At 67.4% G+C, this 25,950-nt stretch carries 22 protein-coding genes; 7 read left to right on the top strand and 15 right to left on the bottom strand.

Going from position 1 to position 25,950, the window contains the following annotated elements:
* Positions 1 to 6 precede the first annotated feature (6 nt).
* Positions 7 to 762 (top strand): response regulator transcription factor, encoded by a 756-nt coding sequence (locus V9L20_RS22180; protein WP_126748012.1) that lies wholly within the window; start codon positions 7 to 9, stop codon positions 760 to 762.
* A 100-nt stretch (positions 763 to 862) separates the two neighbouring features.
* On the opposite strand, the gene oxlT is transcribed toward V9L20_RS22180, so the two are convergent.
* Positions 863 to 2,209 (bottom strand): oxalate/formate MFS antiporter, encoded by a 1,347-nt coding sequence (oxlT, locus tag V9L20_RS22175; RefSeq protein WP_337298258.1) that lies wholly within the window; start codon positions 2,207 to 2,209, stop codon positions 863 to 865.
* A gap of 224 nt (positions 2,210 to 2,433) precedes the next feature.
* Here oxlT and V9L20_RS22170 point away from each other — a divergent pair, with 224 nt between their 5' ends.
* Positions 2,434 to 4,260: a histidine kinase gene (locus V9L20_RS22170; protein ID WP_337298257.1), complete on the top strand. Its 1,827-nt coding sequence runs from the start codon at positions 2,434 to 2,436 to the stop codon at positions 4,258 to 4,260.
* Here the strand turns inward: V9L20_RS22170 and V9L20_RS22165 are convergent.
* Positions 4,257 to 5,405 carry a pyridoxal phosphate-dependent aminotransferase gene (locus V9L20_RS22165; RefSeq protein WP_337298256.1) on the bottom strand — a complete coding sequence of 383 codons (1,149 nt, stop codon included), beginning with the start codon at positions 5,403 to 5,405 and terminating at the stop codon, positions 4,257 to 4,259. The genes V9L20_RS22170 and V9L20_RS22165 overlap by 4 nt on opposite strands.
* 135 nt (positions 5,406 to 5,540) lie before the next feature.
* On the opposite strand from V9L20_RS22165, the gene V9L20_RS22160 reads away from it, so the two are divergent.
* The 3 genes from V9L20_RS22160 (at position 5,541) to V9L20_RS22150 (ending at position 8,980) form a co-directional block, all read left to right on the top strand.
* Complete coding sequence (locus V9L20_RS22160) at positions 5,541 to 6,986, top strand: aminotransferase-like domain-containing protein (protein WP_337298255.1); 1,446 nt, start codon at positions 5,541 to 5,543, stop codon at positions 6,984 to 6,986.
* 123 nt (positions 6,987 to 7,109) lie between these two features.
* Complete coding sequence (locus V9L20_RS22155; RefSeq protein ID WP_337298254.1) at positions 7,110 to 7,718, top strand: rhodanese-like domain-containing protein; 609 nt, start codon at positions 7,110 to 7,112, stop codon at positions 7,716 to 7,718.
* A complete protein-coding gene (locus V9L20_RS22150; protein ID WP_337298253.1) occupies positions 7,715 to 8,980 on the top strand; it encodes an MFS transporter in 1,266 nt (421 codons plus the stop codon). The genes V9L20_RS22155 and V9L20_RS22150 overlap by 4 nt, the downstream gene beginning before the upstream one ends.
* A 38-nt stretch (positions 8,981 to 9,018) precedes the next feature.
* Here the strand turns inward: V9L20_RS22150 and V9L20_RS22145 are convergent, their stop codons facing one another.
* The 5 genes from V9L20_RS22145 to V9L20_RS22125 form a co-directional block, all read right to left on the bottom strand.
* Positions 9,019 to 9,405 (bottom strand): hypothetical protein, encoded by a 387-nt coding sequence (locus V9L20_RS22145; protein WP_337298252.1) that lies wholly within the window; start codon positions 9,403 to 9,405, stop codon positions 9,019 to 9,021.
* Between the two features lie 77 nt (positions 9,406 to 9,482).
* Complete coding sequence (locus tag V9L20_RS22140) at positions 9,483 to 12,626, bottom strand: efflux RND transporter permease subunit (RefSeq protein ID WP_337298251.1); 3,144 nt, start codon at positions 12,624 to 12,626, stop codon at positions 9,483 to 9,485.
* Between the two features lie 15 nt (positions 12,627 to 12,641).
* Positions 12,642 to 13,805 (bottom strand): efflux RND transporter periplasmic adaptor subunit, encoded by a 1,164-nt coding sequence (locus tag V9L20_RS22135; protein WP_443098618.1) that lies wholly within the window; start codon positions 13,803 to 13,805, stop codon positions 12,642 to 12,644.
* A 5-nt stretch (positions 13,806 to 13,810) separates the two neighbouring features.
* Complete coding sequence (locus V9L20_RS22130; RefSeq protein ID WP_337298250.1) at positions 13,811 to 14,434, bottom strand: hypothetical protein; 624 nt, start codon at positions 14,432 to 14,434, stop codon at positions 13,811 to 13,813.
* The gene (locus V9L20_RS22125) at positions 14,431 to 15,636 is read right to left on the bottom strand and encodes a TolC family protein (RefSeq protein ID WP_337298249.1); all 1,206 of its coding nucleotides are present in this window, start codon (positions 15,634 to 15,636) and stop codon (positions 14,431 to 14,433) included. The genes V9L20_RS22130 and V9L20_RS22125 overlap by 4 nt, the downstream gene beginning before the upstream one ends.
* 333 nt (positions 15,637 to 15,969) lie before the next feature.
* On the opposite strand from V9L20_RS22125, the gene V9L20_RS22120 reads away from it, so the two are divergent.
* Positions 15,970 to 17,244, top strand: coding sequence for a helix-turn-helix transcriptional regulator (locus tag V9L20_RS22120; RefSeq protein ID WP_337298248.1), 1,275 nt, complete (start codon positions 15,970 to 15,972; stop codon positions 17,242 to 17,244).
* Between the two features lie 15 nt (positions 17,245 to 17,259).
* Here V9L20_RS22120 and V9L20_RS22115 read toward each other — a convergent pair whose 3' ends face one another.
* From V9L20_RS22115 to V9L20_RS22085, 7 genes are all read right to left on the bottom strand, one after another.
* The gene (locus tag V9L20_RS22115; RefSeq protein WP_337298247.1) at positions 17,260 to 18,081 is read right to left on the bottom strand and encodes an alpha/beta fold hydrolase; all 822 of its coding nucleotides are present in this window, start codon (positions 18,079 to 18,081) and stop codon (positions 17,260 to 17,262) included.
* A 64-nt stretch (positions 18,082 to 18,145) separates the two neighbouring features.
* A complete protein-coding gene (locus tag V9L20_RS22110) occupies positions 18,146 to 19,741 on the bottom strand; it encodes an MFS transporter (RefSeq protein ID WP_337298246.1) in 1,596 nt (531 codons plus the stop codon).
* Positions 19,734 to 20,129 (bottom strand): DoxX family protein, encoded by a 396-nt coding sequence (locus tag V9L20_RS22105; RefSeq protein ID WP_337298245.1) that lies wholly within the window; start codon positions 20,127 to 20,129, stop codon positions 19,734 to 19,736. The genes V9L20_RS22110 and V9L20_RS22105 overlap by 8 nt, the downstream gene beginning before the upstream one ends.
* Before the next feature lie 5 nt (positions 20,130 to 20,134).
* Complete coding sequence (locus V9L20_RS22100; protein WP_337298244.1) at positions 20,135 to 22,024, bottom strand: amidohydrolase; 1,890 nt, start codon at positions 22,022 to 22,024, stop codon at positions 20,135 to 20,137.
* Position 22,025: 1 nt separating this feature from the next.
* A complete protein-coding gene (locus V9L20_RS22095; protein WP_337298243.1) occupies positions 22,026 to 22,304 on the bottom strand; it encodes a DUF1427 family protein in 279 nt (92 codons plus the stop codon).
* Positions 22,305 to 22,320: 16 nt separating this feature from the next.
* Entirely contained in the window at positions 22,321 to 22,974 is a 654-nt protein-coding gene (locus tag V9L20_RS22090; RefSeq protein WP_157612132.1) for a hydrolase, read from the bottom strand.
* 140 nt (positions 22,975 to 23,114) lie between these two features.
* Complete coding sequence (locus tag V9L20_RS22085; RefSeq protein ID WP_337298242.1) at positions 23,115 to 23,834, bottom strand: pirin family protein; 720 nt, start codon at positions 23,832 to 23,834, stop codon at positions 23,115 to 23,117.
* A 166-nt stretch (positions 23,835 to 24,000) separates the two neighbouring features.
* On the opposite strand from V9L20_RS22085, the gene V9L20_RS22080 reads away from it, so the two are divergent.
* Entirely contained in the window at positions 24,001 to 24,909 is a 909-nt protein-coding gene (locus tag V9L20_RS22080) for a LysR family transcriptional regulator (RefSeq protein ID WP_337298241.1), read from the top strand.
* 44 nt (positions 24,910 to 24,953) lie between these two features.
* On the opposite strand, the gene V9L20_RS22075 is transcribed toward V9L20_RS22080, so the two are convergent.
* Positions 24,954 to 25,871 carry an AraC family transcriptional regulator gene (locus V9L20_RS22075; protein WP_337298240.1) on the bottom strand — a complete coding sequence of 306 codons (918 nt, stop codon included), beginning with the start codon at positions 25,869 to 25,871 and terminating at the stop codon, positions 24,954 to 24,956.
* Between the last annotated feature and the right edge of the window lie 79 nt (positions 25,872 to 25,950).

The raw sequence follows: 25,950 nt of genomic DNA, 5'->3' as shown, positions 1-25,950 counted from the left end.
CCTGCCATGAGCACCATTGCCGAGCCGTCGGCGCCCGCGCCGCATGCCGCGCCGCGGATTCGCGTGCTGATTGCCGACGACCAGGCACTCATCCGCCGCGGCATGGCCATGCTGCTCGATGCCGCGTTGGACATCGAAGTGGTCGGCCAGGCCGCCGACGGCATCGAAGCCGTGGAACTGGCCCGCCGCCTGCTGCCCGACGTGGTGCTGATGGACCTGCATATGCCGCGCAAGGGCGGCGTGCTCGCCACGCGCGAGATCTCGGCCGCGCTGCCGCACACGCGCGTGATGGTGCTGACCACCTTCGACCGCGACGACCTCGTCTTCGACGCGGTGCGCGCCGGCGCGCAGGCCTATCTTCTCAAGGACGCCTCGGAGGAAGAGGTGCTGGACACTGTGCGGGCGGTGCACCGCGGCGAGTCACGGCTCACGCCGCAAATCGCTCGCAAGGTGATGGACCAGTTCCGGCTCCTGGCCGACCGCGTTGCGCAGGAGCCGCCACCCGCGCCTGCGCCGGACTTGCGCGCCGAACCGCAGGCCACCGTTCCCGGCGAGTTGTCGGGGCCCGATGCGGCGACCAAGCCGCTGACCGACCGCGAGGCCGCCGTGCTCGAGCTGATTGCCAAGGGCTACGGCAATCGCCAGATTGCCACGGCGCTCAACCTGGCCGAGGGAACGGCGAAGAACCACGTCAGCCGGATCATGCAAAAGCTTCACGCGAACACACGCACTGAACTGGCCGTGCTGGTGTTGAAGAAATAAACCTCCAACGCGCTTCGGCGCCCTGAATGCGAAACGCACCCGAGAGCCCGGCAAAGCCGGCTCCGCGGGTGCGCGTGGGATGGCAGTTGGTCTCAGGTCATCAGGCCGTGCGGCCCGCGGCCGACAGGCCGCCCGGCATCGCGAGGTCAGACGCCGGCGAAGACGCATACGACGCATTGCTGGCCGTGTGCCTTGCCAGCATCGGCCGCAGCGCGACGATGGCCAGGAAGGCGGCGAACAGGTCGAGAGCCGCCACGGTGTAGAGCACGGTCGACCAGGTGCCGGTCGCTTCCATCATCAGGTTGCCGAGCGGCACGAACAGCGCGCCGATGCCCTTGGCGCAATACAGCACGCCGTAGATCTTGCCGATGTGCTTGGTGCCGAACGCATCGCCCGCGAGTGCGGAGAACAGCGAATACACCTCGCCCCAGGCCAGGAAGACCACGCCCGACAGGATCAGGAAGGCCCACGGGTTGTGGCCGAAGTAGCCCAGCGCGATGATGCCGATACCTTCCAGCGTGAAGGCGATCACCATGGTCTTCTCGCGGCCGATGTGGTCGGAGATCCAGCCGAACAGCGGACGCGAGATGCCGTTCATGACGCGGTCGAGCATCAGCGCGAGCGGCAGTGCGGCCATGGTGACGAAGTACAGGTCGACCTTGAAGTTCTTCACGCCCAGGTCCTGTGCAATCACGCCCAGTTGGGCCACGGCCATCATGCCGCCGGTAACCACGCACGAGAACATCAAGATCATCAGCCAGAACAGCGGCGTGCGAAGCGCCTCGCCCAGCGTGTAGTCGCGGCGGCTCTGCGCAAGCTTGGTCGAGCCGCGCACTTCGTTGCCCTTGGGCGCGCGCAGGAACCAGGCCGCGGCAAAGGCCAGCGAGCCCTGCAGCAGGCCGAAGAACATGAAGGCTTGCTGGAAGCCCGACGATTCGATCATTGCCGCAATCGGCAGGATGGTGGCGGCCGAACCGGCGCCGTAGCCGCCGGCCGTCAGGCCCACCGCCAGGCCGCGACGATCGGGGAACCACTTGAGCGCGTTGTTGATGCAGGTGGCGTAGATAGAGCCCACGCCAATGCCGCCGACGGCCGCACCGATGTAGAAGCCCATCAGCGTGGTGGCCTGCGAGTTGATGACCCAGGCCGCGCCGATGAACAGCGCGCCAAAGGCCACGATCAGGCGCGGTCCGAACTTGTCGATGAAGTAGCCCTCGATGGGCGCGAGCCAGGTCTGCACCAGCACGAAGATGGTGAAGGCGACCTGGATCGACGCACGCTCCCAGCCGAACTTGCCCTGGATTTCCGGCACGAACAGCGTCCACGCGTACTGGATGTTGGCCGTGGCAATCATGCAGACGATGCCGACCACCAGCTGCAGCCAGCGGTTGTCGATCAATCGCGGCGGCGCGCCGGATGAGATGTATGTCGGGGAAGTGGGGTTCATTCGCTTCGTCTCCATTCGTTGTCGCGCCGATCGCGTCGCGGCACGTTGCAGGGTTGGGAATCAGTCGCGCTGGGGGCACGGATCGCGATGGGTGCAACTGTTGCCGCAAACCGCCGCCGGCGCGCCTGCCGGAAGTCACGCAGCGAGTCGAGACAAACCCCGAGGACTCAGGGGAACTACCCATGCCGAAAGTCACGGCTGCCGTTTGCGAGAATCCGCAGCCAATGAACCTCGCACGTCGCATCGACCCACGGCGCTCCATGGCCGCCGCGATCGGCTGGCTGCTGATTGCGCTCACCTTGTGCCTGGCGCTGGTGTCCAACCTGTGGCTGCGCAGCTTCGTGCGTGCAACGCTGCTCGAGCAGCACGGCCAACGGCTGGAAGCCGCGGCCGAGCACGTCAACGCCGAGCTCGACACCGCACTGCTGCTGCGCCTGCAGGCGGTCAGCGTGGTGGCGGCCATGCTGTCGGAAGACGTGCAGCACAGCGAAGGCGCACGCCTGAAGCGCTCGCTCGAGGCGGTGCGCCGCGGCGTGCCCGACCTGATCTGGCTGGCGGTGACCGATGCCGACGGCTTCATCGTCGCCGCGACCGACGAACAGGTGGTGGGTCAGAACGTCAATCAGCACGCGTGGATCTCGCAAGGCCTGAACGCCGCATGGATCGAGGAAGGCCGCTCGCCGCGTGAGCGCTTCCTGAAGCTCACCGCGCCGGTGCGCAATGCCGACGGGGCGATCATCGGCGTGGTGGCGGCCAACCTGAGCTGGAGTTGGGTGGAGAAGATGGTGGCCGAAATCCGCGCCTCGCCCGGCGAATGGCTGCTGATCGACCGCGACGGAATCGTGCGCCACGGGCCGGCCGTGCTGCTGGGCAAGCGCTGGCAAGAGGTGGGCGATCCCATCACGCCATTCGACCCCGTCGTGGCCGGGCTGGGCAACGACGGATCCGATCTGCCCACGCGCATTCGCACGCGGCGGCTGCTGGACAACCGGCCCTACCTGATCGCCTCTCCGCCCAATGCGCGCGACGGCACGCTGCGCCGGCTCGGCTGGCAGGCGGTGGTGATCCAGCCGGTCGAATCGGTCGCGGCCTTTGCCACGGCCATCGAATGGCGCATCTCGATCGTGCTCAGCCTTCTGGGCCTGGCGGCCGCTGCCGCCGGCATCATCGTGGCGCACCGCCTCACGCGGCGGGTGAGCGTGATCGCCCACTCGGCGGACGCGGTGCTGGCCGGAAGCGCAACGCGCATCGAGGTGCCGCAAGGTGCCGACGAAGCCGCGCGGCTGGGCAGCGCGCTCGACCGTTTGCTGAATACGCTGCAGCGCGAGCGCGACGAGCTGCGCCGGCTCAATGCCGAGCTAGACGAGCGCGTGCGGCAGCGCACCGAGGAGATCAGCCGGCTCGCGCAGGAGTCACGCGATGCCGCGGTGGTGCGCGAGCGCCTGCGCCTGGCGCGCGGGCTGCACGACACGCTGGCGCATTCGATGATGGCAATGCTCACCGAGATCCGCGTGCTCAAGCACCTCGCATCGAGCCGGCCCGATGCGCTGCCGGACGAACTGGTCCGGGCCGAGCGCGCGGCGCGCGACGGGCTGGACGAGGCACGCCGCGCCATCGACCAGCTGCGCAGCAACCCGGTGCGCGACATCGGGCTGGGCGCGGCGCTGGCCGAGCTGGCCAAGAACCTGGGCGAGCGCACCGGCATCGAGCTCGACTGCCAGATGGACCCCGCGTTGTCCGACCTGGCGGCCGAGCCGGCGGAAACCGTGTTCCACATGTGCGAGGAAGTGCTGCGCAACGTCGAACGCCATGCGGGCGCACGGCGCCTGCTGATCCGCCTGCACAGCGTTGCAAGCGATGAAGTCGAGCTGGAGATCGGCGACGACGGCATCGGCTTCGAGCCGAGCGCGGGCGCCGCGGGGCACTACGGCATCGTGGGGCTGCGCGAGCAGGCCGATGCGATTGGCGCGCGGCTGCGCATCGAGAGCCGCCGCGGCGAAGGCACCTGGGTGTCGCTGCGCTGGACCCAGCGCGGGCAAAGCACGGGCTAGAAGGTAGCCGCGCCCTCCGGCGCCCGCGTGGCCTCGGTCAACGCCACCGATACACACTCCAGCGCAATGGCCAGCGCCGTGAGCGTGGGCAAGCCGAAGCCCAGCCGGAACACCAGCGGATCGTCTCCGAACCACGCGCCGGGCGCGACACGCGTGCTGTACTTGGCCAGCGTCGCATAGAAACGCTCGACCGCCGCGGCGTCGAAGACTTCGGGCTTGAGCCGCATGCAGCACAACGCCCCCGCATCCGGGCGCACCCAGTCGATGTGGCCGGGATGGCGCAGCACCCAGTTCTCGACCAGCTGCAGGTTCTGCGCGAGGAGCGTGCGCTTCTCCCCGATGATCCGCTCACGCTGCCTGAACACGGCCAGCGCAAGCGCCTCGTCGACCGGCGAACAGGAGATCACCGTGCTGAACTTTGCCGTCACCAGCGCCTGTCGAAGCGCCGTGTCGCGCGTGATCGCCCAGCCGATGCGCAAGCCCGCCGACCCATGGCACTTGGACAGCGAAGAAACCGAAATGACCTTCGGCCCGAGGCATGCGGCGCTCGGCGCGGCGGCATCCTCGCCATAGGCGGCCTCGCGGTAGGTTTCGTCGATCAGCAGCCAGGCATCGGGCGCGTGCTCGGCCAGCATGGCCACGATGTCGCGCAGGGTGTGCTCGGGGATCGCAACGCCCGAGGGGTTCTGCGGCGAGGCCAGGCTCACCAGCTTGGTCTTCGGGAACAGCAGCTTTCGGAGCGCCTCCAGGTCGATCCGGTAGCCCGTGTCGAAGCTGAGCGCCAGTGGGCGCGTCACGGCGCCCACCGCGGTCAGCGCATTGCGCGCGAGCGGAAACACCGGCTCGGCCACGATGGCTTCGTCGCCCGCCTGGCACAGCGTGAAGGCAATGAGAAAGAGCGCGTGCATGCCGCCGACCGTGACCACGACGTCGTCGGCGTGCACGCCGCTTTCGGTCGCGATCTCCTGCCGCAGCTCCGGGTTGCCCGCCGCCGTTCCGTAGTCCAGCGAAAAATCGGCGTCATCGCCGAAGGCCGTGTCGATCAGTTCCGCGAGCCGCACGCTCGGCCCCACGCTTTCCGCAAGATCGAACCGGGGCGCCTTGCTGACCAGGGAGATGATTTCGTTGTCCGGAAACCGTGCCATGTACTGCTGCTTGATCGATTGGTGTGGCTGTGCATTGATATTGCCGTTTCGTGACTCGCGATAACAGCCACAATTTATTGAAATTAGGTGCAGTACAGTTGCATGCCGTGCCGTTCATGAAAGCAGGATTCAGCCGTGTCGCAATCTCCCCGGTTCCGCTATGAAGAAGTCGCCGATTTCGTGGCCGGCCTCGCCGGCCGCGGCGCGCTGCGGCCCGGCATGCGCGCACCGTCGCTGCGCGAGATCAGCACCCAGCAACGCACCAGCCTCAGCACGGCCGTGCAGGCCTATCGCCTGCTCGAAGACCGCGGCATCCTCGAGGTGCGGCCTCAGTCGGGCTACTACGTTGCCAAGGCGCCGCCCGCGTTGCCCGTTCCAACGACCACGCGGCACTCGATCCGGCCGGCGAAGGTGGAGCTCTCGGGCCTCATGCTCGACCTGCTGGAGCACGCCTCGGACGACACCCTGGTGCCGCTCGGCTGCGCCATTCCCAACCAGCGGCTGCTGTCTTCGTCCAAGCTGGATCTTGTGCTTGCGCGCACGGCGCGCGTGAAGGGCGGGCAGAGCAACACCTATTCGCCGCCGCGCGGCGAGATGTCGCTGCGCCTGGAAATTGCCCGGCGCGCGCTGCGCTACGGGCAGGCGCTGTCGCCCGATGACATCGCCATTACCTGCGGCTGCACCGAGGCGCTGGCACTGGCGCTCGACGCGGTCACCGAGCCCGGCGACACGGTCGCGATCGAATCGCCCACCTACTTTGGGCTGCTTCAAGTCTTGCGCGCGAAGAGGCTCAAGGTGGTCGAGTTGCCAACCGATGCCGTCACCGGCGTGGACGTCGATGCACTCGGCGACATCGTGGCCTCGGGCAAGGTGCGCGCCTGCGTGCTGGCGTCGAGCTTCAGCAATCCGCTGGGCTGCACCATGCCCGAAGAGAACAAGCGCGCCGTGCTGCGCTTGCTCGCGAAGCACGGCGTGCCGCTGATCGAGGACGACGTGTACGGCGACGTTCATTTCGGCGAGGAGCGCCCCCTGCCCTTCAGCGCGCTCGACACGCACGACAACGTCATCTACTGCGGCTCGTTTTCAAAGACGCTTGCGCCCGGCTACCGCATCGGCTGGATCGCGACCGGCCGGCACATGGCGCGGGTACTCGAAACCAAGTTCGCCACGAGCCTGGCCACGCCGGTGCTGACCCAGGTGGCACTGGCCACCTTTCTTTCCAACGGCGACTACGACCGGCACCTGCGCCGCATCCGGCGCGAGTTTGCCGACACTCTCGAACGCATGACGCGGGTGATCGAGCAGGCGTTTCCGCCGGGCACGAAGGTGTCGCGGCCCGAAGGAAACTTTGTGCTGTGGGTCGAGCTGCCCGAGCCGGCCGACACGCGCCTGCTGTTTGCGCAGGCGCTCGAAAAAGGCATTTGCTTCGCGCCCGGCGTCGTGTTCTCTGCCAGCGGCAAATACGCCCACTGCCTGCGGCTGAGCGGCGGCCACGGCTGGGACGCCCGGATCGAGAAGGGCCTGCGCACGCTCGGCGCCATGGCGCGCAAGGCGCTCGCGGGGCGCACTCCGAGTTCGTGATTTCTGGCTTGGACAACGGATTCAAACCCGGTGTACGATGCCGGCATCGGGAAAACAGCCTCCCGTTCTGCAAAGTCAGACGGTGTCCCGTCCAAGCGCTGGTGACTCACAACGGAGCACTCCGTGGACACCACTTCGCCTGACGCATCTCACGCGCTTTCTGCGCCCGTTCCCCTCCCGCTTTCTCCCTTCGACCCGATGCTGCTGCACGAGCTGTACCTCGCCTCGCTCGGCGGCAACAGCGAACCGATGGAGCCTGCCATGGCGCTGGCCCTCTCGGCCAGCTTCGACAGTGCCGAGCGTTGGCGCGAAGAGTTTGCCGCCATGGGCAAGGCCCATGACGGCGGTTCGGGGTGGGTGTTGCTGGCTCGGGTGTACGAGCGCTACCAGCAGGCCGTGCACGCCGCCAGCGAGCCCTTCGGCGCGACGCAAGATGAGGTCGCCGGATCGACGCTGCTCGACGTTCGCCGGGCCGGCGTGTTCGAGCATGCGACCGCGATGATCCCCGGTGCCACGTGGTTCGACCCGTCGGCCGTGGACCGATGGGCCTCCGAGCTGCCGGCGGACCGCGGCGTCGTGGTCTATTGCGTCTACGGGCATGAGGTTGGTCGCAGCACCGCGATGCGGCTGCGCGCCATGGGCATCGATGCGCGGTATTTGCGCGGCGGCTTCGACGGCTGGCAGGCCGCGGGCCGGCCGGTCGAGGCCAAGCCTCCCGGGCCAAGCCGATGAGCACCGCACCTTCACCTGATCCGCGCACCGGTCTTGCAAGACTGCTGCCAGCCGGAGTCGACCCGGGCGCCGTGCCTTTGCTTGCCGCCCGCGGACTGCGCGCCTTTGGCGACGGCTACATGGCCGTGCTGCTGCCGGCCTACCTGCTGTCGATCGGGCTGGGTACGCTGGAGGTCGGCATCGTCGCCACCGCGACGATGCTGGGCTCGGCGCTTGCCACCCTCGCAGTGGGCGCCTGGGGATATCGCTTTGCGGGCGGCCGGCTCCTTCGGGGCGCCGCCTTGCTGATGGCGGCCACGGGCCTGGGCTTTGCGGGCCTGACGTCGTTCTGGCCATTGCTGATCGTCGCGCTGGTCGGCACGCTCAACCCCAGTTCGGGAGACGTCAGCGTGTTCCTTCCGCTCGAGCATTCACGACTGGCTGCGGCGGCGCAGGGGCATGCCCGCACCGCGCTGTTCGCACGCTACAGCCTGTTGGGTGCGTTGTGTGCGGCATTGGGTGCATTGGCCGCGGCCGTGCCCGACTGGCTGGTTCGGCACAGCGCTCTCACGCGGCTCGATGCGCTGCGCGGAATGTTCGTGGTCTACGCGGCCATCGGGCTGGCCGTGTTCTGGCTTTACCGGAAGCTGCCCGCGCACGTCGGCACCGGCAGCAGCGCGAACGTCGCGCCTGTGCCGCCGGCACCGCTCGGACCGTCTCGGCGCGTGGTGATGCGGCTGGCGGCGCTCTTCAGCGTCGATTCGTTTGCCGGTGGACTCGCCATCAACGCGCTGATGTCGCTGTGGCTGCTGGAGCGGTTCGGCCTCTCGCTGACCCAGGCGGGCGTGTTCTTCTTCTGGACCGGTTTGCTCGGCGCAGCGTCGCAGCTTGCCGCACCGGTGGTCGCCCGGCGCATCGGGTTGCTCAACACCATGGTCTTCACGCACTTGCCGGCCAACGTGTGCCTGGTACTTGCGGCGCTGGCGCCCAGCTTGCCGATCGCGCTGGGCCTCCTGATGGTTCGCAGTGCACTGTCGTCGATGGACGTGCCCACGCGAACGGCCTACGTGATGGCGGTGGTAACCCCGGCGGAGCGCAGCGCCGCGGCGAGTTTCACGGCCGTGCCGCGCAGCCTTGCTGCGGCCATCAGCCCGACGATCAGCGGCGCGCTGTTTGCGGCCGGGTGGATCTCGTTGCCGCTCATCGCATGCGGGCTGCTGAAGATTGGGTATGACCTCGCGCTCTGGCGAGCCATGCGGCGGGACCGGGTGGAGGGGGAGTAGCCGCTCTGGCCTCCACTGGCGCGCAACAGTGCTCCGGACTACTTGATCGTGAAGCGCACCGTCGTCGTCTTGCGGCCTTCCGTCACCGTAGCCACTGCCTTGGCGCCTTTGCCGAGCTTGACGCCCTTGGCTTCGAGCTTGTTGCCGCCCGCTGGCTTGAGTTCGGCTTCGGTCTTCTCGGCACCGTTCAGAACGGTCAGCTTGCCGCCCATCTGCTTGACGTTGTAGTCGGCCTCGTGATCGACGACATAAAGCGCCGCGCCATCGGCGGCGGGCACGAGTTCGAACGACATGTCGCTTGCAGTCTGCACAACACCGCCGTGCCGCGCGGGGGCTGCGCCATGGGCGAAGGCGGGCAGGGTCGCAACGGCCGACGAACACAGCAAGAGCGCGGCGAGAAGGTGCTTGAATTTTCCAGATTTCATGATGTTGGGTTCCTGTGTTCCATCTCGGCGCGCTTGGACAGGCGGCGCCGCGGTGCCTTTGGGAGTCGGGATCTGCGTCAGTAGGCCTCCTGCGGTGTGGGCCGGATACCGGCTTCGACCGACTCCGCTTCGAGCAGGCGCTCGGTGGCGCGCTGGCCGAAAAGCCAGAAGAGAACCGGCGTCAACAGCGTGTCCAGCAGCGTCGAGCTCACAAGGCCGCCAAAGATCACCACCGCCACCGGATGCAGGATTTCCTTGCCCGGCGCATCGGCCGCCAGCAAGAGCGGCGTGAGCGCAAAGGCTGCGACCAGCGCGGTCATCAGCACCGGCGTCAGCCGCTCCAGCGAACCGCGCACGATCATGGCCTGCCCGAAGCTTTCGCCCTCGAACCTGCACAGGTTGATGTAGTGGCTGATCTTCAAGATGCCGTTGCGCGTGGCAATGCCGGCCAGGGTGATGAAGCCCACCATCGAGGCAACGGAAAGGCTCACGTCCGCGAGCCACATCGCCACCACGCTGCCGATGAGTGCGAGCGGAATGTTGGCCATGATGATGCCGGCCAGCACCGCGGACCTGTAGCGCGCATAGAGCACCAGGAAGATCATTGCCAGCGAGATCAACGAAAGGCCCACGATGAGTTTCACGGCCTGCTCCTGTGCCTGGAACTGGCCTTCGAGGCTCACGAAGGTGCCCGGGGGCAGATTGGTCTTTGCGATCACCGCGCGGATGTCCTCGATCACGCGACCCATGTCGGAACCGTCGGTGTTGGCGTACACCACGATGCGCCGCCGCCCGTTCTCGCGTCCGATCTGGTTCGGGCCATCGGTTTCCTCGACTGTCGCAATGGCAGAGACCGGGAGCCGCCCCGCGGGCGTGTCGATCAGCGTCGTGGCCAGGTCCTGCGGGCTGCGTCGGCCGTCGGGCAGCCGCAGCACAAGGTCGTAGCGGCGCAGGCCGTCCACGATCTCCGCGCCATGCGCGCCATCCGTGAGCGCCTGCAGGATCCGGATCGCCTCGCCGGGTGAAAGGCCGGTCTGTGCAAGCTTGCGCTGGTCGAGACGCACGGTGATCTGCGGAATCAGCACCTGCTTTTCCACCGTCAGGTCGACCAGGCCCGGCACGCCCGAAAGTCCTTGCCGCATCTGCTCGCCCAAGCCGCGCAGCGTGTCCGTGTCGTCGCCGAAGATCTTCAGCGCAATCTGGGCGCGGACACCGGACAGCAGGTGGTCCAGCCGGTGCGAGATCGGCTGGCCCACCGCGACTTGCGCGGGCAGCACGGCAAGCCGCGCCCGGATGTCGGCCATTACCGCCTCGCGGCTGCGCCCAGAGCGCTTCAGGTCCACGTCAATCTCGGCCGAATGCACGCCTTCGGCATGCTCGTCGAGCTCGGCGCGGCCAGTGCGACGGCCCACCTGCGTTACTTCGGGCACGTCGGCAATCAGCGTCTCGGCCAGCGCGCCCATGCGGTTGGCCTCGGCCAGCGCCGTGCCGGGATTGAAGACCATGCCCAGCACCAGAGAGCCTTCGTTGAACGCCGGCAAGAACGCCCGCGGAAAGAACGGCACGCTGGCAGCGGCCACCGCAACTGCAATCGCTGCAATGGCGATCAGCAGCTTCGCGCGCGCGAACGACCAGCCCAGCACCTTTTCATCCCAACGCTTGAGCCGCGTGACCAGCGGGCTGTCGCCATGGTCAAGCCGTTTCATCTTCGGCAGCAGGTAGTGGCACAGCACCGGCGTGACGGTCATCGACACCAGCATCGAGGCCAGGATGGACACGATGTAGGCAATGCCCAGCGGAGAGAACAGCCGGCCCTCGATGCCCGGCAGCGCGAAGAGCGGCACGAACACCAGCACCACAATCACCGTGGCATACACGATGCCCGAGCGAACCTCTACGCTGGCCTGTCGCACCACTTCCATCGTGGACAAGGGATTGCCCGCCGCGCGGTTCTGCTTGAGCCGGCGCACGATGTTCTCGACGTCGACCACCGCGTCGTCGACCAGCTCGCCAATGGCAATGGCCAGACCGCCGAGCGTCATCACGTTGATCGATTGACCGAGCAGCTTGAAGGCCAGTGCGGTGACCGCCAGCGACAAAGGAATGGCGACCAGAGAGATGACCGTGGTGCGCGCCGAGAGCAGAAACGCGAACAGCACGATCGCCACCATGATCGCGCCGTCGCGCAGCGCCTCGCTCACGTTGCCGATGGAGGACTCGATGAAGTCGGCCTGCCGGAACAGCACCTTGGGCGCGGCAAGGCCGGGCGGCAAGCCCTGCTTCAGTTCGCCCAGTGCGGCCTCGATGGCACCGGTGAGCTGCACCGTGTCGGCCGCGGGCTGCTTTTGCACGCTCACGATCACCGCCGGTGCGCCGTTGTAGCCGGCGTCACCGCGCTTCATGGCGGCTGCGTAGCGCACCTCGGCCACCTGACTCAGAAGAATCGCACGGCCTTCTTTCCAGGCCACCGCGACGCCCTGCAGGTCTTCGACGCGGTTGGTCCGCCCGATGTGGCGGATGAGGTATTCGCGGCTGTTGAGGTCGATGAAGCCGCCGCCCGCATTGCCGGCGAAGCCGCGCAGCGCCTGCTCTACCTGCGTGAGCGAAACGCCGAACTGCGCCATGCGCGCCGTGTCGGGTTCCACCCGCAACTGCCGCACATCGCCGCCAATCGGTATCACCTGCGACACCCCCGCAATCGACAGCAGGCGCGGCCGCAGCACAAAGTCGGCATATTCCCGCGCCCGCATCGGGTCGGCGGCCGTCTTGCCATCGCCCGCGGACAGCGGCAACGCGATCAGCATCACCTCGCCCATGATCGAGGAGACCGGGCCCATGACCGGTGCAATGCCCGCCGGCAGTTGCTCGCGCACCTGTGCGAGGCGCTCGGCCACGAGCTGGCGGTTGCGGTACACGTCGGTGCCCCAGTCGAATTCGGCATACACGATGGAAAGGCCCACGCCCGAAGTCGAACGCACGCGGGTCACGCCCGGCATGCCGTTGAGCGCCGTCTCCAGCGGAAAGGTGACAAGCTGCTCTACCTCCTCGGGTGCCATGCCACCCGCTTCGGTCAGCACCGTGACCAGCGGCTTGTTGAGGTCCGGAAACACATCGACCGGCGTGCGCCACGCCGTGATAGCACCGTAGACCAGCAGCAGCAGCGCCATCGCGAGCACGAACAAGCGGTTGCGCAGGCTGTTTCGAACGATCCAGTTGAACATGTGGAGCGGCTCCGTTCAGCGGATCTGCGCAATGAGCGGTGCGCCTTGCACCACCACGCGGTTGTCGGCGCCCAGGCCCTGGGTAACGATCACGGTGGCGGCGTCGAGCGCGCGGTATTGCACCGGCTGCGGTATGTAGCGTTCGGCGCCGGACTTGATCCAGACGATCGGCTCGTTGGCGCTGTTGCGCACGACGGCCTGCGCGGGCAAGACGAACCCTTTGATGCGCTCGTTGAGCGATGCGACGACCGTGACCGGCTGACCGACCGCGAGGGGCATCGGGGTGCCCGCCTTCTCGGGCTGCGCGCGAAAGGTCAGCGGCAACACGCCGTCGCGCAAGGACCGCGCGGCACCGAGCAACTTCAGCCTGACACCTGGAATGCCCTGCAAGAAGGCGTCGCCGACTCGTGTCGGCAATGCCGGGTCGGCGGTCGTCGCCTCGACCAGCACGCGGCTGGGGTCGATCACTTCGAACAGCACGTCGCGCGCTTCGACGATCTGCCCGGCGACCGCATCGGCGCGCGCGACGACGCCGGCGACAGGTGCCGTCAGTGCCTCCCGCGAGCCCAGGCTGGCATCGATGCTTCTCTCTCGCGCCGTGAGGCTCTCGAGCTCGGCCCGGGCGGCTTCGATCTCCTTGCGCGGCACGGTGCCCTCGAGCGACTGCAGGCGCTGCACACGCTTTGCCGCCAGCTCCCGGTTGCTTCGCAACTCGGTCAGTTGCGACTGCTGCGCCGCGAGTGCATAGGGCTCGGCATGGTGCTGCACATAGGCGAGCACCTCGCCGCGCTGCACGGCCTGCCCCGCCACCGGCAGCCCCGCCGGCCCCGGCATGATCCGCCCGCCGTGCGCCGGCTGCACGCGCCCGCCGGCATTCGGGTCCATCACGATGCGGCCGGAAAGCTCCACGGTCGCGTGGGCCTCGGTTTCGTTCGCGAGCACCGTCCGTACGGCCATGCGCCGTTGCGCCAGCATCGGCACCTGCACGCTTCCGTCGGGCAGCCGGGCCAGGCCGGAGGTGCTTCCACCGGTCGGCGCATCCAGGTGCTCGCCGTTGGGGCCGTGGGCGCCTGGCGCGGCGGATGCGGTGCCGAGGGCGGCGAGGTGCAGGGCGACAAGAATGCCGAGCGCTGCGCACCGGTGATTGCGCGTCATCCACCGCGGCGCTGAAAAAGTCATCTGCTTCATCGAGCGTCTCCAGAGCGTGTTGCCGTGCGGCCGCCGGGCCTGCGGCTCAGCGCGTAGATCACAAGACCCAGCGCGACGAGCGCCAGGACCAGCCATGCCGTCGTCGGCATTCCATGGCCGTGCCCGTCTTCATGCGAATGCGCGTCGGCGCCTTCGCTCGTGAGCGTGCCTTCCAGCAGATCGGATTCGGCACCCGCCACGACGGTGACCACCACCGCATGCGCGCCGGGGGCCTTCAGTGCCTTGAGAAACGCCGCATCGTCCACCGCGTAGTCGCCCATGTCCGCGTGGAACTTTGCGGGCGCCTTCAGTGCGCCGGTCTCGATCTCGACCTTTGCGTCCAGCACGGGTTCGCTGGTCTCGAAGCGGTTGATCAGCATCGAGAACTCGTCATCGCGCAGTTGGCCGACCAGTTCGAAGGCCTCCGACCTGGCTTCCATGCGTGGTGCCTTGCTCGCGCCGGACGCCGCCTGGGTGGGGCCATCGAGATGCTCGCCATTCGGGCCATGGGCCCCAGGCGATGCCATGGCACCGGCTGCGAAGAAAAGGAACAGGGCCGCTGCGAGTAGCACCAGGCGTTGATGCCACCTGCGCTGTGTGGCGTTCGATGAATCGATCATGGAAGAAGTCCGAGTGCTTGTTGGAGTTGGGCGTGGGCAAGGCCCAGGGCGGCCTGCTGGCGTGCGAGTGCCGCATCGGCCTGCGCCGCCGCGTTGGCGGCGCGCAGAAGTTCGGGGAGCGAGGTCTCGCCGGCCTTGAATGACGTGTCGACGAGTTGGGCGCGTTCACGAAGCAGCCCTGCGCGATCGCGAGTGCCGTCGAGTTGCTGCGCGGCGCTCTGGAGCGCACTTCGCGCCAGGGCCAGGTCAGCGTCTTGCCGCTCGCGCAAACGCTGCTCGGTGGCCTCGGCCACGTCGAGCTCGCCCACCGCCGCCGCCTGCAACGGCGCGTTGCGGCTGTCGGTGCCGAACGGGATTCGAAGGCCGATTCCGATGCCGCGTTGCGCCGCCTCTCCGAAACCGGGGGATTCCTCGCGGTATTTGACGGAGAGCTCGGGCGGGTCGCGGCGCGACAGGTTGACTGAATCCAGCCGCTTGCGCGCACGCTCGACGGCCTGCGCGGCCAGGCGCAGTTCCGGGTGTTCTTCGGTGGGCATATCGGCAAGGCTCGCCGCCGGCGGAGGCTGCAAGCGCGGCATGGCCTCCAGCCCGGTCAGCGTTTTCCATTGCGCGCGCGCGGCCTGCACGCGCTGGTCGGCGTCGCTCTGCGCGGATCTGGCATCCAGAAGCTCGGCGCGCGCCGCCAGTGCATCGGCTCGTGCGAGATCGCCGGCTTGGACGCGACGCTGCACGTCGTCGGCAATGCCTTGGAGATAGCGCGCCTGCGCGGCCACCGAAGCGGCTTCGGCCTGGGCTGCCGACAGCTTCCACGCCGCCTCCCTCACCTGGCCGGCCACGCGCAATCGGGCGGCTTGCGTTGCGGCGTCGGCAAGCTTCGACTCGGCGTCGGCCGCCGCGGCGCGCGCGTCGCGCTGGCCGGGCAACCAGAGCGGCCAGACAAGACCGACTTCCGTTTCGCGCCGCCCCGCATTCGAGTGCGCACGGTCGTTGAGATGGTTCAGCTCGACCGCGGGCGGCGCTGCCCAAAGGCTGGACGCGGCGGTCTGCTCGGCCCGGGCGCGCCGGGCCTGCGCATCCGATTCCCGGGCCTGCACGGCACGCTGCCAGGCGGCCTCGAGGGCGTGGCCGAGCGTTACGCCGGCCGGCAAAAAGGACGAAGGAACGGGCGCCTGCGCAGTTGCGGGCGCGGCTCCCAGAAGCACGCTTCCTGCGACGGCGCAGGACACGAACCATGGAACGGGTTTCACAAGACTCCTGACTGACGTGGAGGCGAGGAGCCCCGCGGATCGCGTGCACCAAGGCACAGCATCGTCCGGCGGGTTTCGCCTGCATGAAAACGACCCACCCGCGCAAGCGCTGGGTGAGCAAGGGCGTTTTCAGGCGGTCAGTCTTGGAGGTCGTCGAGGGCCGTCGGGATGCGGCCCGGCTCTTGGCAATTCGTTCACCGCCAGCGGCGGTGCGCCGACGGCCGGCGCAAAGGTGAACGACATGGTCGCCCAGACTGCCGAGCTGCCCAGGCAACCATCGGCGGCAACGTGCTGCAGGGATTCGTCGGACTCGTCCAGCGCGACCGATCCGTCATCGTGATGATGGTGGGCTTCGCCTTGCCAGTGAAGAACGGCGTGCCCGATTTCCTGCGCATCCGCGAACGCCGTCGTCTGCCCGGCCATGGCAAAGGCCTGCCAAAAGGCAGAGAGCAGCAGAAGAACCATCGCGAAGCGCCGACGCATGCAAACAGTCTACCGGAAGCTCCCGGCGCGGCTTCGAATGCCCGTGCTCCTGATAGGCTTGCCGACTCCCCTTCCCTGTTCCGTCCACCCATGCATGTTGAAAGCGACCGTCTGGCGCAAAGCAGAATCCCGTTTCCGCCCGCTCCGCAAGCATCGCCGCTGCGAGTCACGCCGGCACCGAAAGACACGCTCGGGTGCATGTCCAGCCATCTTCAACGGGACCAGGGCCTGAGCGCAAACGGCGTCGGAATCCACCGCAAGACCATGGCCCAGCCTCACCTCCACCATGTGGAGACGGAGCCCAGCGCTCGCGGCGTGCTGCTCGGCATCTCGATGCGCGACGGCCACAGCCGGCGCATCGTGGCCGGGCGGCATGCCTCGTGCCACGACTTCGACAGGGGGTCGATCTACATTCGCGGTTTTTCGGAACGCTATCGTGCCGACATCCGGCGCCCTTTCGATTTTGTGCTGCTCGAGATATCGCAGGCCAGCCTGGACCGGGCCATCGAGGAAAAGCCGGGCAAGCGCGTCGGCAGCCTGGCCCATGTGGCGGGCGTCCGGGACGAGGTGCTGCTCAACCTTGCCGAGGCCCTGGCGCCGGCGCTCGAGAACCCCGCCGGCGCGAGCATGTTGTTCGTCGAGCAGCTGAGTGTTGCCATGACGAGCTATCTCGTCGAAACCTACGGCGGCGCGGCAACGTCGGCCCCCCGCACCAACCGGATCCTGTCGCGCTCGCACGAGGCGCGCGCCAAGGAAATGCTGCGCAGCAAATTCGACGGCAGCATTTCAATCACCGAGATCGCCGACGCATGCGGGCTGTCGCGCAGCTATTTCATTCATGCCTTTCGCGAGACCACCGGCTGCACGCCTCATCAATGGCTGATTGCGCAGCGGCTGGAGCACGCGCGCGCGCTCCTCATGAACGCCGGCGCTTCGCTGGCGGACATTGCCGCGGCCTGCGGCTTTGCCGATCAAAGCCACTTCTCCCGTGTCTTCTCGCAGCATGCCGGCGTGCCGCCAGGCATCTGGCGGCGCAGGATGCGGGTTGCAGACACAGCGCCGCCGCGGCCAGGCTTTTGATGGCCCGTGTAGCGATCAGCCCTGGATGAACGCGAGCAGGTCGGCGTTGACCTGGTCCTTGTGCGTGGTGCAGGTGGCGTGCGGCGCACCGGCGTACACCTTGAATTGGCTGCCCTTGATCATCTTGGCTGCCAGCCTGCCGGTGGCGTCGATCGGCACGACCTGGTCGTCGTCGCCGTGGATCACGAGCGTGGGCACGTCGATCTTGGCCATGTCGGGGCGGAAGTCGGTCTCGGAGAACGCGGTCACGCAGTCGATCGTGGCCTTGATCGAGGCTTGCAGCGCGATCTGCAGCGTCTGCTTGAAAACGCCTTGCGACACGTTGGCACCCGGGCGGTTGGTGCCGTAGAAGAGCGTGCTGAAGTCGTCGAGAAACTGCGGGCGGTCCGCGGCCAGGCCGGCACGAATGCCCGCGAACAGCGATGCGTCGGGGCCCACGGGGTGGTCTTCGGTCTTCATGAACAGCGGCGTCACGGCGCTGATGAGCGCAAGCTTTGCCACGCGCGCACTGCCCTTGCGCGCGATGTAGCGGGTGACGTCGCCGCCGCCCATCGAGAAGCCCGCCAGGATCACGTCGTTGAGGTCGAGCTTTTCGATCAGCTCGGCGATGTCGTCGGCAAAGGTGTCGTAGTCATAGCCGGTCCAGGGTTGGCTCGAGCGGCCGAAACCGCGGCGGTCGAACGCGATGACGCGGTAGCCGCGTTCCGCGAAGAACAGCATCTGCGCGTCCCACATGTCGGCGCTGAGCGGCCAGCCGTGGCTGAAGAAAATGGGCTGCCCCGTGCCCCAGTCCTTGTAGTAGAGCTCGGTGCCGTCGCGCAATGTCAGTGTGGTCATGGTTTTTCAGTGGTAGTGGAGTTGAGGGAAAGGAGAAAGGAAAAAGAAAGCCGACATCGAAAAATCAGAGGGAAAGAAAGTGGTGCACCTCGGGCTTTCCGGGTCCGATGTGAAAGCGCACCGCTTCGTTCTGCAGGTCGGCATCGGCATGCGACACGCGCTGGTGCTGGCGCAGGTGCTCGGCCCAGGACTCGACGAGAAACCACTCCATCACGCGCTCCGCGTCGCCGGTGTGCTCGGTCACGCCCCATGCATAGGCGCCGTCGCGGCGGCGTTCGAGCGACAGGCGCTTCATCGCTTCCATGAACGCAGGCCGGTCTTCCTTGCGGATGCGGTACTCGACCTGCACCATCACCGGCCCGCGGTCATGCGCCACGGGTTCGGCCAAAAGCGGCTCGGGCCAGTGGTTCGAGGCCTGCAGGTCGGCTTCGCCGGTGGGCAGGCGCACCCGGTGAAAGATGAGGCCCGCAACCACCAGGCCCACGGCGCCCGCCACCAGCGTGTAAGGCACGCCGATCTGCTGCGCGACGAGGCCCCAGCCCAGGCTGCCGGCCGCCATTGCGCCGTTGAACACCGTGAGGTACACCGCCAGCCCGCGACCGCGCACCCAGTTGGGCAAGATGGACTGCGCCACGCCGTTGAGCGTGGTGAGCGCGATGATCCAGCCCAGCCCCAGCAGCAACAACAGCACCACCGCGAGCCATTGCGGGGGTGCAAAGACCAGCCCGCCCATTACGGCAGCGCTGAGCAGCGAAGCCAGCAGCAGCATGCCGTCGGCATCGAGCCGCGCGCGCAGCCGTGGCATCAGCAGCGCCCCGCCGATGGCGCCCGCGCCCACGGCGCCGAGCAACACACCATAGAAGCCCGCCGTGCCGCCGAGCATCTGGCGCGCCACGAGCGGCAGCAGCGCCCACACAGAGCTTGCGAACACAAAGAACACCGCAGCGCGCAGCAGCACCACGTGCAGCTCCTTGCTCGCCCGCGTGTAGCGGATGCCGGCGCGGAAGGCGCCGAAGAAGTTTTCGGACAGACCGGTGTCGGCGGCCGCGGGGCGCTTCCACCAGATGAGCGCCGCAATGACGAACACATAGCTCAGCACATCCAGGCCATAGGTCACCGCGGCGCCGAAGCTCGCGAGAATGAGCCCGCCTGCCGCCGGCCCGATGGAGCGCGCGATGTTGATGCCCAGCGAGTTCAACGCCACCGCACTCTTCAAGTCGCTGCGGGGCACCAGCTCGGGCACGATCGATTGCCAGGTCGGCCCCATGAGCGCCGCACCGATGCCGCCGACGAAGGTCAGCGCGATCAGGTATTCGACGGTGAGCGCGCCGGTGTGGGAGAGCACCAGCAGGGTGCCGCTCACGGCCGCGAGCACCAGCTGCACGAAGATCAGGAAGCGCCGCCGGTCGAGGATGTCGGAGAGCACGCCCGCCGGAATCGCCAGCAGAAAGATCGGCAGTGTGGCCGCGGTCTGGATCAGCGCCACCGCGGTCGGGTTGGCCGAGAGATCGGTCACCAGCCACGAACTCGCCACGTCGCGCATGAAGCTGCCGATGTTGCCGAGCACAGTGGCCGCCCACAGCACCGCGAACACCGGTTGGCGCAGGGGAGCGAAAGCGCCGGGCGGCGAAGCGCCAGCGCCCTTGGGGGAATCAGTCATGGGTGCGCTCCTTCAGGTCGAGCCAAGCCACGAGCACAAAGCCGCCGACCAGGCCCAGGTGTTCGAAGAATGAATTGGCGGCCATGAAGCGCTCGGGCTGCGGCATTTCCCAGAAGCGCAGCGCGACGAAGGTCGCCATCAGCGTGAAGCCGCCCAGCGCCAGCGCGCCGAGCCAGCGCAGGAAGCCCGTGAGAATGAGCGCCGAGGCGCCCAGCTCCAGCATGATGACCCCCACCGCCAGCGGCGCGGCGGGCGACAGGCCGAAGTGGTTCATCTCGGCGATGGCCGCGTTGAAGTCCATGGCCTTGTTGATGCCGCCCTGCAGGTAGGCCGCGCAGAGCAGCAGCAAGGCGACCCAGCGCACCGCGGGTGAAGTGGTCCAGCGCATGGCCATCACACCGCCCAGCAGGCGCAGCCCAGCGCGCCCCAGAAGCTCTTCAGGTCGGCAATCGGCAGCTTGCTGCTCCAGGCGGTTGCATGCTGGTGGCCGTGCACGCTGCAGTTGTTGGCACACGCGCAGGCCATGGCCGCGCGGCGCATCGCCTTTTGCAGCGGCGCGCCCTCGGTATCGCCCCAGCCGGCATAGCCGCCGAAGCTGCGCACCGGCGACCAGTCGGGCATGGCCGGCGGCGGCGCGCCTTCGTCGTGCGGCTGGAACGGCCCCGCGGCATACACCACCTTGCCGCCGACCATGGTCAGGAGCGCCGTGGTGTCGGCAATCTCGGACTCGGGGCAGGCGAAGAAGTCGAGATCCGGCACCATCAGGTCGGCCAGCATGCCGGCTTCGATGCGGCCCTTCTTGCCGACCTCGTTCGAGAACCAGGTCACGTTCTCGGTCCACATGCGAAGTGCGGCCTCGCGGTCCAGGCAATTGCGCTGCGGGTACAGCTGCATGCCGCCCACGGTCTTGCCGGTGACCAACCACGAGAGCGACACCCACGGGTTGTACGAGGCAACGCGCGTGGCGTCGGTGCCCGCGGACACCTTCACGCCCTTCTCGAGCATGCGCTTCACCGGCGGCGTGGCTTCGGCCGCACCGGCGCCGTAGCGCTCGACGAAGTATTCGCCCTGGTAGGCCATGCGGTGCTGCACGGCAATGCCGCCGCCGAGCGCGGCGATGCGGTCGATCGATTTTTCGGAGATGGTCTCGCAGTGGTCGAAGAACCAGTTCAGGCCCGCGAGCGGGGTGTCGCGGTTGACCTTCTCGAACACGTCGAGCGCGCGGTCGATGGTTTCGTCGTAGGTGGCGTGCATGCGCCACGGCCACTTGTTCTGCACCAGCACGCGCACCACTTCTTCGAGATCACCTTCCATTTCGGGCGCCATGTCCGGCCGCGGCTGGCGAAAGTCTTCGAAGTCGGCCGCCGAGAACACCAGCATTTCGCCCGCGCCGTTGTGGCGAAAGTAGTCGTCGCCCTGCTTGTACCTGGAGCTGGCCGTCCAGTTGAGGAAGTCCTGCTTCTCCTGCTTGGGCTTTTGCGTGAACAGGTTGTAGGCCAGGCGAATGGTGAGCTGGCCGGCATCGGCCAGCTGCTGGATCACCTGGTAGTCCTCAGGAAAATTCTGGAAGCCGCCGCCTGCGTCGATGGCGCCGGTCACGCCAAGGCGGTTGAGCTCGCGCATGAAGTGGCGCGTGGAATTGAGCTGGTATTCGAAAGGCAGCTTCGGCCCCTTGGCCAGCGTGGCGTAGAGGATGCTCGCGTTGGGTTTGGCCAGCAACAGCCCGGTCGGGTTGCCGGCTGCATCGCGCACGATTTCTCCGCCGGGCGGTGCCGGCGTGTCCCTGGTGTAGCCCACCGCACGCAGCGCCGCGCCGTTGAGCAGCGCGCGGTCGTACAGGTGCAAGAGGAACACCGGCGTGTCGGGTGCCACGGCGTTGAGTTCTTCGATGGTCGGCAGGCGCTTTTCAACGAACTGGTGTTCGGTGAAGCCGCCCACCACGCGCACCCATTGCGGCGCGGGCGTGATCGCGACCTGGCGCTTCAGCATCGCCATGGCGTCGGCCAGGCTGCGCACGCCATCCCAGCGCAGCTCGAGGTTGAAGTTGAGCCCGCCGCGAATGATGTGCAGGTGGTTGTCGATGAGGCCCGGCAGCACGCGCCTGCCCTGCAGGTCGATGACCCGGGTGCCGCCGTCCGCCAGCGGCAGGATGTCTTGCGCGCGGCCTACGCGAGTAAAGCGGCCGTCCGCAATGGCGACGGCATCGGCCACGGGGTTGGCGCGGTCCAGCGTGGTGAAGCGGCCGTTGTGCAGGATCAATTGAGGGGCGGTGGTGCCGGCCATGTCAGACGTCCTTCTTTCCGGCTGCGGTGCCGGCTTCGGCCTTGGCGCATTGCGGCAGTTCGCCGAACACATGCAGCTTGACCTGGTGCCGCAGCCACGAGGTGGCCACGGCATCGGGCTTGATCACGCTCTTGATGAGCGGCGGGATCTGCTCGCCGAGCAAGATGCCGAGCAGCCCCACGAGGGCAATGACCGGCGGGGCCGGCGAGCGCACCTGGAACAGTGCGTAGATCACACCGACCAGCAGGCCGAGCGCGAGCGACAGGACGTAGGGCTTCATTCCGTTCACCTGGCCATCAGCCTTCGTGGGCGCCGAACATGGTCTTGGCGTAGGTCACGCCCAGGCCGTAGGCGCCGCCGAACTTCTTCGCGATGCCGGTGGTGAGTTCGTAGGTGTCGGTGCGGGCCCAGTCGCGCTGCAGTTCGAGCAGGTATTGCAGCGAGGTCATCGGCTGCGCGCCGGCCTGCACCATGCGATCCATGGCGCGGTTGTGCGCTTCGGTGGACACATCGCCGCAAGCGTCGGCAATCACGAACACCTCAAAGCCCTGGTCGATGGCCGACAGTGCCGGGCCGACGATGCACACGCCGGTCCACAGGCCCGACAGCACGATGCGCTTCTTGCCGATCTCGTTCACGCGGTCGATCACCGCGGCGTCTTCCCAGGTGTTCATCGAGGTACGGTCGAGCATTTTCTGGCCCGGGAAGGCATCGGTGATCTCGCTGAACATCGGGCCCGAGAAACTCTTCTCGGCCACGGTCGTGAGGATGGTCGGCACGCCGAAGCCGGCGGCCGCGTTGGCGACCAGGGCGGCGTTGTTGCGCAGGTTGACCGCATCGATCGAGTGCGTGGCAAATGCCATCTGCGACTGGAAGTCGATCATGACCAGCGTGTGGTCGGCGGGGGTCAGCAGCTTGGAACCGGCGGTGGGGGTGGCTTTGATGGACATGGGACTCTCCGTGAGTTGGTGAAAAAATTTAGGTCTTGCGTTGCCATGCATCGTCGTTTCGGCGCCGATGCCTGTCTTGTCGATTAGTGAGGCCGTTTGGACATTTGCCGTCCGCGCCGGCCACGGGCGCATGTGCAATGTCAGAAAGAAGGCAACTCTTTCGGGCGCAGGTCGAACACCAGCACCTCTGCGCCCTGGCCGCGCGCCAGGTCGAGCCGCTCTTCGCCGCGCACCCGCGCACCGTCGCCCTCTCCCAGCCGCTGGCCGTTGACTTCCACGCTGCCGCGCGCCACATGCACATAGGCATGGCGATCGGGGCCGAGCGTGAGCGAGGCGGCTTCATCGCCGTCGAACAGGCCGGCGTAAACGCGGGCGTCCTGGTGCACGGCAAGCGAGCCGTCGGTACCTTCGGGCGAGACGATCAGCCGCAGGCGGCCGCGCTTTTCTTCGGGCGCGAAGTGCACCTGCTGATAGCGCGGTGCAACGCCCTTGGCATTGGGCACGATCCAGATCTGCAGGAAGTGCAGCGGATCGGTGGCGGACGAATTGAACTCGCTGTGGCGCACGCCGGTACCGGCGCTCATCATCTGCACGTCGCCGGGGCGGATGACGGAGCCGGTGCCCATCGAATCCTTGTGCTCGAGCGCGCCGTCGAGCACGTACGAGAAGATTTCCATGTCGCGGTGCGGGTGGGTGCCGAAGCCGCGGCCGGGGTGCACGCGGTCGTCGTTGATCACCAGCAGGTCCGAGAAGCCCTCTTGTTCCGGGTCGTGGTAGTGGCCGAAAGAGAAGGTGTGGCGGGACTTGAGCCAGCCGAAGTCTGCAAGTCCGCGGTCATTGGCGCTGCGAATTTCCAACATGATTGAGGTCCTTGGTGGTTGCTTGGTTCGATGTGATTCACAATCGCTTCGGAGAAGAATCTCCGAGGCATGGCTGAATCATCTTTCTTTCACCAAGGCCTGTTGACGAAACTTTTAGCCGTCAATCATCGAATTTTTCGATGATTCAATTCTTGAAGGACTTGCCGTGCTCAAGCTCAGCCTCGAAGCCATCGAACTGGTGGACGCCATTGCGCGCCACGGCTCGTTTGCCGCCGCGGGCACGCGCCTGAACAAGGTGCCCTCGACCATCTCCTACGCCGTGGGCAAGCTCGAGGAGCAGCTGGGCATGCTGCTGTTCGTGCGCAACGGGCCGCGCGTGACACTCACCGCGGCCGGCGAAGAAATGCTGAAGGAAGGCCGCTGGCTGCTCGGCGCCGCGGGCGATCTCGAATCGCGCATGCGGCAGATCGCCACCGGGTTCGAATCGGAGCTGCGGCTGGTGCACGACTCGCTGATTCCTACGCAGGCATTGATCGACGACATTCGCGCGTTCGAGGCGCTGCGCTGCGGCACGCGGCTGCGCATCGGGTGCGAGGCGCTCACCGGCACATGGGAGGCATTGCGCGAAGGGCGCGCCGACATCGTCATTGCCGCAGGCGAAGGACCGGCCGGCGGGGGCTACCAGGCGGTGATGGTGGGCAGCCTCGAGTTCGCGTTCTGCGTGGCGCCCACGCATCCGCTGACCCGGCTCGAGCGGCCGCTGCATCGCGGCGATCTGCTGGAACACAACGCCATCGTGGTGAGCGACAGTGCGCGCACCCTCTCCGACCGCACCGTGGGGCTGCTTGCCGGCCAGCACCGCGTGGCGGTGCCGAGCATGGCCGCGAAGATCGCCTGCCAGGCCGCGGGCCTGGGGCACGGCTTTTTGCCGAGGGCCTGCATCGAGGGCGAACTGAAGCGCGGCACGCTCATCGAGCTGCAAACCGAAGAGCCCCGCGCACCCGAGGCGTTCTGGCTTGCATGGAAGACCGGCGCCAAGGGAAAGGCGCTTCAGTGGTGGGTGAAGCAGCTGAACCGGCAATTGGTTCCGGCACTGCTGCCGAGATCGGCCTGAACCCGTCCGGGCCGCGCGCGAATCAGCCCGCGATCAACCCGCGATCACCCCGCGTTCAAGCGCCGCCAGCGCGCGGGAGACGTGCCCATGTGCGCGGTGAACACCCGCGTCAGATGGCTCTGGTCGGAAAAGCCGCAGGCGGTGGCAATCTCCGCGATCGGAAGATGCGGCTGCCCCAGCAGGCGGCGCGCCGCTTGCACGCGCTGCGCTACAAGCCATGCATGCGGCGTATGCCCCGTGGTCTGCTTGAAGGCCTTGCTGAAGTGGCTGCGCGACAGCGCACATTCGCGCGCGGCGTCGCCCAGCGACACGTCCCCGGCAAGGTGCTCCATGAGAAACGCCTTGGCGCGGCGCTCCTGCCAGGGCGCGAGGCCACGGGCTTGCACCGGCGCCGGCCCGGCCACGCCGCCGTAGGCATGCACCACATGCGCCTTCAGCGCCAGCGCCATGTGTTCCACGAACAGCCGGCTCGCATCCTGCGGATGCATCAGCACCGGCAGCATGGCGCGCCCCAGATGGGCGACCACCGGATCGAGCGTGCCCGCGGCGCAGCCCAGCCGGTCGACACGCGGCATTTCCATTTCTTCGGTGAACGCATCGATGGTTGCGCGCGGCAGATGGAAGAACACCGAATGGAAGGGACTGCTCACGTAGGCCGAGGCGCGCCGCGAAAGATCGGCAATGTGAAAAGCGCCCTCTTGCTGCAGGCCCAGTTGCCGGCTCTTGCCGTCGCGGATGATGCGCCGGCTGCCGCCCGGATTGATCTCCACGCTGAGCAGGAACGCGTCTTCGGTGGGCAGGGGCGCGAGCACGAAGAGATGCGGCAGTTCATAGCGCATGCGCGCAATGCCCAGTTCGCAGCCACGCCGTGACCTGCTCACGAAGGACTGAACCGCGTCGATGCCGTACTGCGATGCGAGCCGTTGTCCGAAGTGGCAGCCGATACCAGGAGCACTCAGCATTTGGGAACGATGCGCAGGGTCATGGAACGATTGTCGGCTGGGAGAAACCGCATGGTAGCCAGTTGGGCTGCTCGAATAT

The sequence above is a fragment of the Variovorax sp. CCNWLW225 genome (assembly GCF_037204045.1).
Classification (GTDB): Bacteria; Pseudomonadota; Gammaproteobacteria; order Burkholderiales; family Burkholderiaceae_C; genus Variovorax.
The sequence above is the reverse complement of the archived record's forward strand: the minus strand, read 5'-3'. Positions and strand labels throughout refer to the sequence as shown.